This is a genomic window from Pseudarthrobacter niigatensis, assembly GCF_030812615.1.
GTDB classification, from domain to species: domain Bacteria; phylum Actinomycetota; class Actinomycetes; order Actinomycetales; family Micrococcaceae; genus Arthrobacter; species Arthrobacter niigatensis.
This window is the reverse complement of the sequence record NZ_JAUSTB010000002.1, coordinates 315,738-328,857: the sequence shown is the minus strand read 5'-3', so window position 1 is coordinate 328,857 and position 13,120 is coordinate 315,738. Positions and strand designations below refer to the sequence as shown.

The 13,120-nt window shown below is 65.6% G+C and carries 14 protein-coding genes; 1 reads left to right on the top strand and 13 read right to left on the bottom strand.

The annotated features are described in order from the left end of the window. Window positions 1-7 precede the first annotated feature (7 nt). The 7 genes from J2T23_RS04580 to J2T23_RS04550 form a co-directional block, all read right to left on the bottom strand. On the bottom strand, window positions 8-835 hold the full coding sequence (locus J2T23_RS04580) for a F0F1 ATP synthase subunit delta (RefSeq protein WP_141160058.1): 828 nt from the start codon (window positions 833-835) through the stop codon (window positions 8-10). Beyond that, on the bottom strand, window positions 835-1,386 hold the full coding sequence (locus J2T23_RS04575) for a F0F1 ATP synthase subunit B (protein WP_141160057.1): 552 nt from the start codon (window positions 1,384-1,386) through the stop codon (window positions 835-837). Before J2T23_RS04575 ends, J2T23_RS04580 begins: the two co-directional genes overlap by 1 nt. Before the next feature lie 55 nt (window positions 1,387-1,441). After that, complete coding sequence (atpE, locus tag J2T23_RS04570; protein ID WP_003804776.1) at window positions 1,442-1,660, bottom strand: ATP synthase F0 subunit C; 219 nt, start codon at window positions 1,658-1,660, stop codon at window positions 1,442-1,444. A gap of 110 nt (window positions 1,661-1,770) precedes the next feature. Beyond that, entirely contained in the window at window positions 1,771-2,571 is an 801-nt protein-coding gene (atpB, locus tag J2T23_RS04565; protein WP_141160056.1) for a F0F1 ATP synthase subunit A, read from the bottom strand. Window positions 2,572-2,652: 81 nt separating this feature from the next. Continuing rightward, window positions 2,653-2,991, bottom strand: coding sequence for an AtpZ/AtpI family protein (locus J2T23_RS04560; RefSeq protein WP_141160055.1), 339 nt, complete (start codon window positions 2,989-2,991; stop codon window positions 2,653-2,655). Continuing rightward, entirely contained in the window at window positions 2,984-3,466 is a 483-nt protein-coding gene (locus tag J2T23_RS04555; RefSeq protein WP_141160054.1) for a Cg1360 family ATP-synthase-associated protein, read from the bottom strand. The genes J2T23_RS04560 and J2T23_RS04555 overlap by 8 nt, the downstream gene beginning before the upstream one ends. Window positions 3,467-3,576: 110 nt before the next feature. Then, window positions 3,577-4,689, bottom strand: coding sequence for an MraY family glycosyltransferase (locus J2T23_RS04550; RefSeq protein ID WP_141160053.1), 1,113 nt, complete (start codon window positions 4,687-4,689; stop codon window positions 3,577-3,579). A gap of 289 nt (window positions 4,690-4,978) precedes the next feature. On the opposite strand from J2T23_RS04550, the gene J2T23_RS04545 reads away from it, so the two are divergent. Next, window positions 4,979-5,875 (top strand): glycosyltransferase, encoded by an 897-nt coding sequence (locus J2T23_RS04545; protein WP_307357599.1) that lies wholly within the window; start codon window positions 4,979-4,981, stop codon window positions 5,873-5,875. A 33-nt stretch (window positions 5,876-5,908) separates the two neighbouring features. On the opposite strand, the gene J2T23_RS04540 is transcribed toward J2T23_RS04545, so the two are convergent. From J2T23_RS04540 to thrB, 6 genes are all read right to left on the bottom strand, one after another. Then, window positions 5,909-6,676 (bottom strand): WecB/TagA/CpsF family glycosyltransferase, encoded by a 768-nt coding sequence (locus tag J2T23_RS04540; RefSeq protein WP_307357597.1) that lies wholly within the window; start codon window positions 6,674-6,676, stop codon window positions 5,909-5,911. Beyond that, window positions 6,676-7,482: an L-threonylcarbamoyladenylate synthase gene (locus J2T23_RS04535; protein ID WP_307357595.1), complete on the bottom strand. Its 807-nt coding sequence runs from the start codon at window positions 7,480-7,482 to the stop codon at window positions 6,676-6,678. Before J2T23_RS04535 ends, J2T23_RS04540 begins: the two co-directional genes overlap by 1 nt. Beyond that, on the bottom strand, window positions 7,479-8,360 hold the full coding sequence (gene prmC / locus J2T23_RS04530; RefSeq protein WP_307357593.1) for a peptide chain release factor N(5)-glutamine methyltransferase: 882 nt from the start codon (window positions 8,358-8,360) through the stop codon (window positions 7,479-7,481). Before prmC ends, J2T23_RS04535 begins: the two co-directional genes overlap by 4 nt. Window positions 8,361-8,370: 10 nt before the next feature. Beyond that, window positions 8,371-9,444: a peptide chain release factor 1 gene (gene prfA / locus J2T23_RS04525; RefSeq protein ID WP_307357591.1), complete on the bottom strand. Its 1,074-nt coding sequence runs from the start codon at window positions 9,442-9,444 to the stop codon at window positions 8,371-8,373. Between the two features lie 285 nt (window positions 9,445-9,729). After that, entirely contained in the window at window positions 9,730-11,853 is a 2,124-nt protein-coding gene (gene rho, locus J2T23_RS04520; RefSeq protein WP_307357589.1) for a transcription termination factor Rho, read from the bottom strand. A gap of 292 nt (window positions 11,854-12,145) precedes the next feature. Further along, entirely contained in the window at window positions 12,146-13,120 is a 975-nt protein-coding gene (gene thrB / locus J2T23_RS04515) for a homoserine kinase (RefSeq protein WP_307357587.1), read from the bottom strand.

Genomic DNA, 13,120 nt, shown 5'->3' with positions numbered 1-13,120 from the left:
TGTCCGGCTAGCCGGCCAGCTGGCGTTGCAGCTCACCCAGCCGGGTAAGGACGGAAGCGTCGAGCACTTCGTCACCCACCTGGACACGGATTCCGCCAATGAGCGCCGGGTCAACGTTGATGTTGACCTTCAGTTCCCGCCCGTACAGTGCATTCAGGCCTGCCTGGAGGCGTTCCAGCTGCGTCTGCGACAACGGGCGGGTTACGCTGACCGTAGCAATCCAGCGCTGCTGCCGCTTGGCCGCCAGCTCGGCGAACCGCTCCACAAGCCTGGTGGGCTTGATACCGCGGGGCTGGCTGACTGCCTGGCTGATGAGGACTTTTGCTTCCTCGCTCACACCGGGTACCAGTTTCCCGGCAAGGGCAGCCTTCGCTGCGGCACTTGCCTGCGGTTCGGACAGAGCACGTTGTACCTCGTGGCTGGAGGCAACAGCCTGGTTGAAGGAAAACAGATCGTTTTCCAGCTCTTCCAGGCCAGTGATTCCGGAGGCAGAAACGGCCGACTTGTTTTCGGCAACGGAAATGACCACCGTTGCGGCAAGAGTCTCGAGTGCATCGCCGATGTCACGCGCCGATGCCCAGCGTGAGCTGGCCAGTCCGCCCGCGATCTCAGCAGCATCAGCGGAGACTTTTCCGCTAACCAGCTGCCTCACCAGCGCCGACTTTTCGTCACCGCTGCGGGAGGGGTCAGTCAGGGCACGGCGCAAGCCAGCCGAGCTGTCCACCATTCCCAGAATTCCGAAGAGTTCCTTTGCCAGCTGCAGCGACGCCGTAGGAAGCTTGGCTTCCAAAGCGGCAAGGGCTGTTGCCAGCGATTCGCTCGATACGCCTGCCATTACTTAGCTGCACCTGCGTTCTGGGACTCCAGATCTGCCAGGAAGCGGTCCACGACCCGTGCTGCGCGTGCGTCGTCGTCGAGGGACTCGCCCACGATGCGGCCGGCAAGGGTGGTGGCCAGGGTGCCAACCTCGGAGCGCAGTGACACAACGGCCGCCTGGCGCTCGGATTCGATCTGTGCGTGGGCCTGCGCGGTGATGCGGGCAGACTCTGCGGCTGCCTTTTCCTTGAGATCCGCGAGGATCTGGGCACCTTCGGCGCGGGCTTCCTCACGGATGCGGTTGGCTTCGGTGCGGGCGTCGGTCAGCTGCTGCTTGTACTCTTCGAGTGCAGCAGACGCCTCAGCCTGGGCCTTTTCAGCCTTGGCGATGCCGCCTTCGATGGCCTCGGCACGCTCTGCGAAGGTCTTCTCGAACATCGGGACAACATACTTGACCACGATGAAGAAGAGGATGGCAAAGCCCACGAAGACAACCAGCATTTCCCAGCCATTGGGAACAAGGGGGTTGACGTCGCCTTCAGCGGCGGCTGAGATGATCAGCTGATGCATATTTCACCCGTCCTTATCTACTAGGTTCTGAATGTTCGCTGAAGTTCTGAAGGGTTTACTTGAGAACGAAAGCGAAGACCAGGCCCAGGATGGCGAGTGCTTCGGTCAGGGCCAGGCCGAGGAATGCGATCGGCTGCAGGACGCGCTGGGCTTCCGGCTGGCGCGCAACGCCGTTGATGTAGGCAGCGAACACGAGACCCACACCGATACCACCGCCGATAGCCGAGAGGCCATAGCCGATGAGGTTGAGGGAGCCGTTGATGGAGCCTTCCATTTTTTTTCCTTTCAAGATGCCACTCTGTGTGGCAGGTTGTTTGGGTTGCTTCATCCCCGCAAGGGGAAGACTGTGGTGTGCGGCCGGAGCGTGCTGCCCCGGCAGCGTGCCTAGTGGCTGTCGGCGTGCAGTGCACCTTCGATGTAGATCGCGGTCAGCAGCGTGAAGACATAAGCCTGCAGGACCATGATCAGGGCTTCAAGCATGTACATGGCGATGGCACCGGCAAGGACCAGGACCGAGGTGCCCTTCAGCAGGAAGTTCTCCTGCATGATCAGGTACTCGATGCCGGAACCGGCGATCATCACGATCAGGTGGCCGGCGAGCATGGTCGCGAACAGACGGAGGCTGTGCGTGACGGGCCGGACAACGAAGTTGGAGATGATTTCGATCGGGATAACGATCGGCAGGATGTACCACGGCACGCCCGAGGGAACGGTGGCCAGCTTGAAGTAGCGGATGCCGTTCTTCTTGACGCCGATGGCGATCCAGGTGATGTACACCAGGCCGGCCAGCACGTACGCTCCACCCACGTGCGAGAACGTGGGGAGCTGGAACACCGGAATGGCGCCGTAGATGTTGTTGACCAGGATGAAGAAGAACAGGCTGAACAGCAGGGGGACGTACTTGATGAAGTCCCGGCCGCCGATGATGTCCTTGGCGATGCCGTTGCGGACGAAGCCGTAGGCGGCTTCGCCGGCGAACTGGAGCTTGCCGGGTACCAGCTGCTGCTTGCGTGCTGCGAGCACGAAGAAGACGGCGATAAAGACGACAGAGAGGAGGACCAGCAGCATCTGCTTGGAGAATCCTTCTGCGGCACCCCACGGCAGGATTGCCGGCAAATGCATTTCGTTAATACCAGGAGGAGTGAACTCTCCTGAATCTTGGGCCGGGAGCGCAAGCGCGATCAACGCGTTTCCTCTCTGCAGTGTCCATCATTGGGCGTTGGGCGGGGTCCGGCAGCCTGACAGCCTGCTGTTCCCCCTGTGAAATTATTTGGCATTATCTTCTCCGTCCTGGGACGGTGCGCTGGGAGCATGGCGCCCATCAGCATTTTTGCGGGAACTGGTGAGGCCATGCATGTGGGAAAGGTAGAAACCTCCGACGGCTCCAAGCAGAGCGCCTGCGAGCACAATCCAGCGCGTTCCCCACAGATAATCCAGTCCCCACCCTATCAAACTCCAGACGATGATTCCGCCAATGATGTAGCTGAATACAGCCATTCCAGCGTTGTAGCCGCCATCGGTGGATGCGTCGGAAGAAACCTCTGCGGAGCCGTGTGGGCCGCGCTTGCCATGTGCGGCGCGTGCGGTTTTTTTCGGATCACGCATCGGATGCTCCCTTGTCTTCTGGATCGTTGTAGATCTGGAGGCGTGCCCTGCTGAAGCCATGGATCTCCGCGGCCTGCCACAAGACGACAGCCACAACGGCGCCGATGATGAACCACCGGCCATGAAGCCACTCCGGAGCACCTATAACGAACAGGACGACGGCAAAACCGACGACCTTGATGAAGTAGGTGGCTACGAACATCCCGATTGCACCGGAGGGGTTGCGGCGTCCCACGAAGTGCCCCACCAGCAGGCTGATGCCGAAGAAGAGCATCACCAGCAGGCCGCCCAGGAAACTGGACACCGCCCCGGTTGCCCCGTTGAGGATGCCGGCCGGAACTGCGCAGAGCACAAGCCCTGCCGTGGCGGCAATCGAGCTGCGCTTGAGCAGGTTCAGCCAGAGCGAACGGGTGGGACCGGACGTACCAACGGGTCCATTGCCGGAGGCAGATCCGGACTCGGCGTTGGAGGTCATGCGATCCCATCGTCGGCACCACATGGCAGATCGCCAGGAGGCAGTGGGTGGAGTGGCAGCTTGGGCTGCCCCTAAATTCTACACGAGATAGAAATAATTCAGAACCGCCGTTACGCCGTGGTTTCGCTACTGCCGCGGGACAGGTAGGGCCAGGCGGTCACCAGTCCCATGACCAGCGTGGCAAAGATGTCCACGGCAAGCACAATGTGCCAGGGGAAGACGGCGAACGCCAGGCCGCCGAAGGAGAGCACGGCGGTCCAGAGGTACATCAGGATCACGGCAGTGCGGTGGGAATAGCCGATGTCCAGCAGTTTGTGGTGCAGGTGTCCGCGGTCTGCGGACCAGGGCGACCGGCCGCGGGCCGTCCGGCGAACGACGGCCAGTCCAAGGTCCAGCAGCGGGAGGAACAGGACAGCGAAGGGAAGCAGGATGGGAATGACGGTGGAAATACCGTTGGCGCGGTCATAGAGCCCGGAGGTAATCTGCCCCGTCGACACAACGCCGGCCGACGCCATGAGGAGCCCGATCAGCATGGCACCGGAGTCGCCCATGAAGATCTTCGAGGGAAAGAAGTTGTGCGGCAGGAAGCCCAGGCACCCGCCCACGAGGACCGCGGTTATGAGGGTTGCCAGGTCCGAATAATCCAGCAGCACCGCGTTGCGGTGGACCCAGTATGCGGTGATGAAGAAAGCCGTGCCGCCAATGATGGCAACGCCCGCGGCCAGGCCGTCCAGCCCGTCGATGAAGTTGAAGGCGTTCATGGTGGTGACGATCAGCCCGGCGGTCAGCACTATCCGCAGCGTTCCGTCCTGGAGGTAGATTGGCTCCGGCACCCACGGGACGATGGTCATCTGGACGCCCCAGATCGCCACCGTGAGGCCCGCAGCACTTTGGCCGATCAGCTTCACCCACCAGCGGATGTCCAGCAGGTCGTCAGCCACACCGACCAGGACGATCACGGCCGCCCCTGCCAGCACGCCCCACGGCGAAAAGTTGTTCCGGTAAATGTCCTTGACGAAGAAGGACTGGCTGGCAACAACCAGCGCCACCATGACGCCCAGGAAAATGGCCAGGCCGCCCAGCCTGGACACGGGCGTGGAGTGCATGTCCCGGCTGCGGATGGGCAGGTGCAGCTCGAGCCTGTGCCCCACGACGCGGGCGCCCCACGTGGCCGCGTAGGAGACGATGGCGGCGGTGAGGCCCATGAGCAGGTACATGATCATGGGATGGGTACCGCTCCGGGAGTGGTGGTGCCAGAACCGCTCAGCTGCGGCGGCAGCCGGTTGGGGGTGGGTGGGCTCACGGGCCGGGAATCTGTTCGTCGATAAATGAAACTTCTCCGTCGCCGAGCGCGCAGCAGGCATTGCGCACAGACATACGCGCAGCGCCTTACAGGGCTGTATTACAGTGGACTCTAGTCAAAGATACTAGTGCCACCGGCACCATGGCTCCGCGCCACACGGGCGCACTACCGGCGGGGAACTCCCTGGCAGCCATGCTGAAAGGACCCCCATGACCCCCCGCATTGCGGTTGCCGCCGTGACCTTCGACCGGCCCAAGGAACTGTCCGTCCTGCTGGACGCGATCAACGCCCAGAGCCGTCATGTCGACACGATCTGCCTGGTGGACAGCGGCACCACCCCGGCCGCGGATGTGGCGGCGGCCCATCCCAACGTGGACTATGTCCGCTCTGAAGCCAACCTGGGCGGCGCAGGCGGGTTTGCGCTGGCCGCCCTCAAGGCAGTGGCCAGCGGTGCCCGCTGGATCTGGATGATGGACGACGACGCCGAGCCGGTAGATCCGGAATGCCTCGCCACGCTGCTTCGAGAGGCTGAGGCACGCGACCTGGAGGCCGTGGTCCCCTTGGTCACGGCGCCCGGCCATCCGGACCGGCTGTCCTTCTTCTTCCGCCTGGACGGAAAGGTCACGCACGACCGGGCGGAGGTGGAGAAACTCGGATTCCTGCCGGACGACGGGCACTTCTTCAACGGTGCACTGATCCGCTCGGACGTGTTCTTCAAGGTGGGCCTGCCGGACATGCGGCTGTTCATCCGCGGCGATGAAGTTGATTTCACCATCCGGCTGCGGAAGGCCGGGATCCGCTTCGGCACCGTCACCACCACCGCCATCACGCACCCGCACGCCTTCGGGGAAACGCAGCATGTCTACGGCGCACGCTGGCACGTGATCGTCCCGGACTCCGCCTTCAAGCGCTTCTACTACTACCGGAACCGCGGCTACCTCATCCGCCGCTACTTCAGGGTGCGCTCCTTCGTCGCCGACGTGGGCGGCTACCTGGGCTACTTCCTGCAGCGCCGGGACCTACCGGGCTTCCTGGGGTGGGCGCGGTCGTTCACCACCGGGCTGCGCGGCAAGGGCTTCGCCCCGCTCGAAGAGCAAAAGTTCTAGGAAAAGCCCGCCAGCGCTGCCTCCGGGGCCCGCTTACCTGTCCAGTCCGGACTTCCTGAGCCTGCGGGCACCCAGGAGCCACAGCAGGACCCAGGGCTCTCCCAGCACGCGGTACGCGACCCGTCGCGGATGCAGGAGCAGGCGCCATGCCCATTCCAGCCCCATGCGGCCCAGCCACCGCGGGGCCAGCTTCTGGACCCCCGCCAGCTGTTCGATGGCACCGCCCACTGCGCAGTACACAGCAGGGGGCATGTCAGCGAGCCGCCGCTGCATCACTTCCTCCTGGAGCGGCATGCCCAGTCCCAGCAGGACCAGCTGTGGTTGTTCACGGTGCAGCCAGGCAACGGCTGCGTCTTCCAGGTCGGGGCCCCATCCTTCGCCGGGGAATCCGGACACGCGTGCGCCGGGAACGATATCCTGGAGCCGGCTGACTGCCCCCGCATTCGCCTCAACGCCGGCGCCGATCACGGCAATCCGTTCCAGTCCCTGGACCTGGTCCAGGGCCGGCAGCCAGTCGGTGGACCCCAGCCGGTAGTCCATGACGGGCCCGTCGGCGTTGCCGGTCCTCCCCCACAGCCACAGCACCGGCGCCCCGTCCAGGAGCACCACGTCGCTTTCCTCGTAGAGCCGGCGGAAGCCGTCGTCGGACAAGGCCAGCGTGACGCTGTGCAGGTTGTGGCCCAGGACCGTGCGGGTGGCTCCCTCCGCTATGAAACTGCTCAGTTCCGCCACCAGCTCGGGGACCCGCAACGGAGTGGCCTGCACGCCGAGGACCGGGACCTGCTGGCGCTCCAGCGTCATCACGGCTGCTGGTCCCCGGCAGGGGCGGTGGATTCGGTGTCCGGCGCCGTCACGGCGGACGAGCCGGCTTCCGACGCCGGGACGTCGCCGCCGTCCTGCGCATCGCCCGCCGGCGCGGCGCCTGCATCTCCAGCAGGAGTGGGGTCCTCCCCCAGGCCAAGGACTCCGGGGACGTGCTCGCGGAGCTGGTCAAGGCTCACTGCTCCGTCGCGCACCACGCGCAGGACGGGTCCGGTGGCGTCCACGATGGTGGACGGCACGCCGGGATCGCCTTCCAGGGGACGCGGGCCACCTTCCAGGTACACCTCCACGGAATCGGCCAGCTGCTCGCGGGCAGCGGCGGCAGTCTGGGCCGGAGCCTGGCCGGTGCGGTTGGCTGAAGACACGGCGAGGGGGCCGGTCAAGGTCAGCAGTTCGAGGGCAACGTCGTCGGCGGGCATCCGCAGTGCCACGGTCCCCTTGGTTTCGCCCAGGTCCCAGTCGAGGGACGGCTGAGCGTGCAGGATCAGTGTCAAGCCACCGGGCCAGAAGGCCTCAGCCAGCTTGCGCGCTTCCGCGGACACCTCGGTGGCCAGGCCGTCCAGCGCGTTGATGCGCGGGATCAGGACGGGCGGCGGCATGGTGCGGCTCCGCCCTTTGGATACCAGCAGCATGGTCACGGCCTGCGGCGAGAACGCGTCCGCGCCGATCCCGTACACGGTGTCCGTGGGGAGCACGACGCACTTCTTTTCGCCGATGGCGCGCTGGGCGTCCTCGAGGCCGCGGGCGCGCTCGTCTTCAATGGTGCAGTCATAAGTTGTGGTCACTGGCCCATTCTTTCATTCCGTGTGGCCTGGTCCGCGAGGACGGCGCTGGTGGCGCGGTCCTTGCCGTTGAGGTCCAGGTGCGTCGTGATGTGCGTCCAGGCTCCGGTCCTGGCAAGCATGGCGGCAATCCAGCCGGCCTGCACTTCGGCGTGTTCCATGACGAAGTAACCCCCTGGCCGCAGCAGCCTGGCAGCGGACTTTGCCGCCGCCGTCGGAAGTTCCATGCCGTCCGCTCCCCCGCCATACAAGGCCTCGGGCGGATCGTGCAGCGCTACTTCGGGTTCGTTGGGGATGGCTTCCGCCGGGATGTACGGCGGGTTGGATACTACGACGTCGACGCTTCCGTTGAGTTCCTGAAAGGCGTCGCGCAGGTCCCCCAGGACAAGGTCCACACCGAGCGGCACCAGGTTTTTCGCGGCCCAGGCGTGCGCAAAGGGGCTGAATTCGACCGCGTGCACCTCGGCATCGGGAACCTCCGAAGCGAGCGAACCCGCAATGGCGCCTGAGCCCGTGCCGAGGTCCACGATCCGGGGAGCCTGCATCCCCTTGACGTGGTCGATGGCCAGCTGCACCACCGATTCTGTCTCCGGACGCGGGATGAACACGCCAGGTCCCACGGCCAGCTCCAGGTAGCGGAAATGCGCCACCCCGGTGATGTGCTGGAGCGGCACCCGCCCGGCCCGTTCGGCCACCAGCTCCGCATAGCCGTCGGGAGCCGGCGTGTCGCCCAGCATCAGCGCGCGGAGCCGGCCGAGGCCCACGTTCAGCAGGTGGTCGGCCAGGAGCTCGGCGTCCACCCTGGGGCTGGGCACGCCGGCGTCGCGGAGGACGGCCGTGGCCGCGCTAACGGCCTCGGCGAGGGTCTGGCCCGCGTTCATACCGGGAGGACTAGTCGCCGATGGCGTCCAGGCGTGCCTGTTCGTCCATCTCGATCGCGGACTGGATCACCGGTTCCAGGTCGCCGTTCATGACCTGGTCAAGGTTGTACGCCTTGTAGCCGGTGCGGTGGTCCGCGATCCGGTTCTCCGGGTAGTTGTAGGTGCGGATCCGCTCGGAGCGGTCCATGGTGCGGATCTGCGACTTGCGCTGGGCCGAGTTCTCGGCGTCGATCTGCTCCTGCTGGTGGGCCAGGATGCGGGCGCGGAGCACGCGCATGCCGGCCTCGCGGTTCTGGAGCTGGGACTTCTCGTTCTGCATCGCGACGACGATGCCGGTAGGAAGGTGCGTGATGCGGACGGCCGAGTCCGTGGTGTTGACGGACTGGCCGCCGGGGCCGGAGGAACGGTAGACGTCGATTTTGAGGTCGTTCTGGTTGATTTCGAGTTCTTCGGGCTCGTCCACTTCGGGCAGGACCAGCACGCCGGCCGCGGAGGTGTGGATGCGGCCCTGGGACTCAGTGACGGGCACGCGCTGGACGCGGTGCACGCCGCCTTCGAACTTGAGCCGGGCGTACACGCCTTCGGCGGGGTCGTTGGAGTTGCCCTTGACGGCCACCTGCACGTCCTTGTACCCGCCCAGGTCCGACTCCGTGGCGGAGATGATTTCGGTCTTCCAGCCGCGGGACTCCGCATAGCGGGTGTACATGCGCAGCAGATCGCCGGCGAACAGGGCAGCCTCGTCGCCGCCTTCGCCGCCCTTGACCTCGAGGATCACGTTGCGGGCGTCGTCGGGATCGCGGGGAATCAGCAGGCGCCGCAGCTTGGCCGCGGCAGTTTCCAGGGCAGCCTCCAATTCAGGGACCTCGGCAGCGAACTCGGGATCCTCGGCAGCCATTTCCTTGGCCGCGGCAAGGTCATCCCGGATGCCTTCCCACTTGTGGTAAGCCTCGACAATGCCATTGAGCTGAGCCGACCGCCGCCCCAGCTTCCGGGCAAGCCGCTGGTCAGCATAAACAGCAGGATCCCCCAGCTGCGCCTGGATGGAGTCATGCTCATCAAGCAGGCCCTGTACGGACTCAAACATTTAAAACCTCTTTCGACTTGTACGAGTCTAGTGACAAACGGGACGTGGCCGCGGCGGTGAGTCCGCGCCCACGCACGGCAGGCGACCCTGCTGAGGAGGCGTTCGGTTTTGCCGCCCCGGGAGTGGCATCGGGCCTGCCGGAGCTGGGCGGCAAACGATCGAAGATCGTGAAGCCGCCCAGCGAAGGGGCGGGGGCGGCAAAACTGAACGACGAAGGCGGGGGCGGCAAAATCCGAACGACAAAGGCGGGGCCGGCAAAATGCGTCGGCCCCGCCTCTGGTGAAGCTACTTGTCGTTATCCGACTTAGCACCAAGCGTCGTCTTCTGGACCTGCATGAGGAACTCGACGTTGCTCTGGGTTTCCCGGATCTTGTTGGTGAGCAGTTCAAGGCTCTGCTGGGTTTCGAGTCCGGAGAGGACGCGGCGCAGCTTCCACATGATCTTGACTTCTTCGGGCGAGAGCAGGTTTTCTTCGCGGCGGGTGCCGGATGCGTTGACATCCACGGCCGGGAAGATGCGCTTGTCGGCCAGCTGGCGGGACAGGCGGAGTTCCATGTTGCCGGTGCCCTTGAACTCTTCGAAGATGACCTCGTCCATCTTGGAACCGGTCTCGACGAGGGCGGTGGCCAGGATGGTCAGCGAGCCGCCGTTTTCGATGTTCCGGGCGGCACCGAAGAAGCGCTTGGGCGGGTAGAGGGCTGCGGAGTCGACGCCACCGGACAGGATGCGGCCGGAGGCCGGTGCTGCCAGGTTGTAGGCGCGGCCCAGGCGGGTCATGGAGTCCAGCAGGACCACCACGTCCATGCCCATTTCCACCAGGCGCTTGGCGCGTTCGATGGAGAGTTCGGCCACGGTGGTGTGGTCGTCGGCGGGACGGTCGAAGGTGGAGGCGATGACCTCACCCTTGACGGTGCGCTGCATGTCCGTGACTTCTTCGGGCCGTTCGTCGACCAGCACCATCATGAGGTGGACCTCAGGGTTGTTGGTGGTGATGGCGTTGGCGATGGACTGCAGGATGAGCGTCTTGCCGGCCTTGGGCGGGGAGACGATCAGGCCGCGCTGGCCCTTTCCGATCGGGGCCACGAGGTCGATAACGCGGGGACCGATTTTCTTGGGGTCGGTCTCGAGGCGCAGGCGCTCCGACGGGTAGAGCGGAACCAGCTTGGCGAACTCGACGCGGTCCTTGAGTTCTTCGGGCGTCTTGCCGTTGACGGACGTGACGCGCACCAGGGCGTTGAACTTCTGGCGGTTGGACTGCTGGCTGCGGTCTTCGCCTTCGCGGGGTGCACGGATGGCACCCACCACGGCGTCGCCCTTGCGCAGGTTGTACTTCTTGACCTGGGCCAGGGAGACGTAGACGTCGTTGGGGCCGGGCAGGTAGCCGGAGGTGCGGATGAACGCGTAGTTCTCGAGAACGTCCAGGATGCCGGCAACCGGCAGCAGGACGTCGTCGTCGGTAACCTCAACGTCGTCCACGTCCGGTCCCTGGTTGCGGCCGCGGCGGCGGTCGTTGCGGTCGCGGAAGCGGTCGTTGCGGGAGTTGTCCCGGTCCTGGCCGCCGGAGCGGTCGTTGCGGTCATTCCGGTCGCGGCGGTTGCGGCGGTTGCGGCGGCTTCCGCCGTCGGAGTCGTCGTTGTCCCGGTTGTCCCGGCCGCCGTCGCGCTGGCCGGCGTCGCGGCTGCCGCTGTTGTCGCGGCCGCCGTCGGAATCGCGGGTGTTGTCGCGGCCGCGTGTCCGGCCGCCATCGCGGCGTTCGGTGCGCTGCCCGGCGTCCCCTGCTTCTGCGGGGGCTTCGGTGCGCTGTTCACCTGCACGCTGTTCCGTTGCCGGCTGCTCTGCCGGGGTTTCGACCGGCGCTTCCTGGATGGAGGCGGCAGCGGCTTCGCTGCGGCGGCGGTTGCGGGTGCGGGGCTGGCGGCGCTCTGGGGCGCCTTCGGATGCCTCGGTGCTTTCCGCGGGGGCGGCCGACGGCGCCTCAACGGCTGCGGTGGCAGGCGCCGCAGCGGTTTCCACGGCGGGAGCTTCGGCTGCCGGGGCTACCACGCCGTCGCTGACGGCGCGGCGGCTGCGGCCGCGTCCGCGGGCACGGGTGCCTTCAGCGGCCGGAGCTTCTGCGGTGGCTGCTTCCGGAGCGGCTGCAGCCGGAGCCACGGTGCTTTCCGAAGCCTTGTCCGCTGCCTTGGCAGGGGTCTTGACGGTCAGGTTGCCTGCGCGGTGGGCGGAGATGGCCGAGACCAGGTCCCCCTTGCGCATGCGGGAGCCGCCGGAGATACCGAGCTGGCTGGCGAGGGCCTGCAGCTGGGCGAGCTTAAGGCCGGCAAGGCCGCTGCTCTTGGCGGGTGCTGCCGATGATTCGGCAGCAGAAGTTGTGTGTTCCACAGCTGGCGACAGCTCAGTGGTTTCGGTCACGAAGGATCCTTCCCCCTCGACGGCGTCCAGACTGGGAGCTGGACGCGATGATTTGATCTGGGCTGCAGTTCAGATCTGCAGCCGGATTTCAGCCTTGCCGGTTGGATTTCGGCCAGCAGGGCCGGATACTGATTCACCTTGCGCTGCGCCCACGGCGCAACGCCTGACTGACGCTTCAGGGGCAGTTGGATGCTGCAGATTCCTGCGACAGACCAAGCAGGTGGCACCGGAATACATTCACAGTGGTAGATCAAACAGCAACTGAATGCAGGAGCAGATCAGATAGGCGGAATTACCGCCGGTGCACGTCCACCTTAGCACCTTCAACGTCCACTGCGAGCTTCAGCACACGCCAGCCGATGTCCGGCGTGTTCTCCGCCGTAAAGGCTTCGATGAAGGCCACGGCGTCCGTGCCCTGCGCTTCTCCGTTGGCCAGCACCAGGACGGTGGGCCCTGCACCGGAAACCACTGCGGCATAGCCTGCCTTGCGGAGGGCGCCGATCAGTGCCGCACTGGGCCGCATGGCCTCCGCGCGGTAGCTCTGGTGCAGGTAGTCCTCGGTGCCCGGCACCAGGAATTCCGGCTTTTGCGTGAGCGCGTGGATCAGCAGCGCTGCCCTGCCGGAATTCATGGCGGCGGCGTGGTGTCCCACAGAGGCCGGGAGCAGGGCGCGGGCAGCTTCGGTGGAGAGTTCGAAATCGGGCACCGCCACGACGGGGATCACGGATCCGGCAACTGTGGCACTGGTGCTGCTGTACTGCTCACTGTCCTGCCACGACAGCGCCAGTCCGCCGAAAATCGCGGGTGCGACGTTGTCCGGGTGGCCTTCCATCTCGCTGGTGAGCTGGAGGATCCAGTCCTTTCCGCGGCGGCTTTCGGCCGGAACCATGGCATTGGCAGCCGAGACTGCGGCCACCACGGCTGATGCGGAGGAGCCCAGCCCACGGCCGTGCGGGTTGACGTTGCGGGCCGTCACCTTCAGGCCTCCGTGCCGGTAGCCAAGCCGCTCAAACGCTGCGTCCATGGCCCTGATTACCAGGTGGCTGGCATCCCGCGGAAGGGTGTCTGCGCCCTCGCCGCTGAGCTCGAAGACGAGTTCGTCCGTGTCCAGGCTTTCCACGGTCAGGGTGTCGTGCAGGGCCAGGGCCAGTCCCAGGCTGTCGTATCCGGGGCCCAGGTTGGCCGTCGTGGCCGGGACGCGGACGGTAACGCGCTGGCCCGGCTCGATCAGTTGCAGTCCAACGGCGGCCTGCGAGGTGGTGTCCAA

Bases quoted from the DNA above. Each gene is read 5' to 3' on its own strand.
- J2T23_RS04580 (WP_141160058.1), bottom strand. From the start codon at position 835: ATGGCAGGCGTATCGAGCGAATCGCTGGCAACAGCCCTTGCCGCTTTG.
- J2T23_RS04575 (WP_141160057.1), bottom strand. From the start codon at position 1,386: ATGCATCAGCTGATCATCTCAGCCGCCGCTGAAGGCGACGTCAACCCC.
- atpE (WP_003804776.1), bottom strand. From the start codon at position 1,660: ATGGAAGGCTCCATCAACGGCTCCCTCAACCTCATCGGCTATGGCCTC.
- J2T23_RS04560 (WP_141160055.1), bottom strand. From the start codon at position 2,991: ATGCGTGATCCGAAAAAAACCGCACGCGCCGCACATGGCAAGCGCGGC.
- J2T23_RS04555 (WP_141160054.1), bottom strand. From the start codon at position 3,466: ATGACCTCCAACGCCGAGTCCGGATCTGCCTCCGGCAATGGACCCGTT.
- J2T23_RS04550 (WP_141160053.1), bottom strand. From the start codon at position 4,689: ATGATCATGTACCTGCTCATGGGCCTCACCGCCGCCATCGTCTCCTAC.
- J2T23_RS04545 (WP_307357599.1), top strand. From the start codon at position 4,979: ATGACCCCCCGCATTGCGGTTGCCGCCGTGACCTTCGACCGGCCCAAG.
- J2T23_RS04540 (WP_307357597.1), bottom strand. From the start codon at position 6,676: ATGACGCTGGAGCGCCAGCAGGTCCCGGTCCTCGGCGTGCAGGCCACT.
- prmC (WP_307357593.1), bottom strand. From the start codon at position 8,360: ATGAACGCGGGCCAGACCCTCGCCGAGGCCGTTAGCGCGGCCACGGCC.
- prfA (WP_307357591.1), bottom strand. From the start codon at position 9,444: ATGTTTGAGTCCGTACAGGGCCTGCTTGATGAGCATGACTCCATCCAG.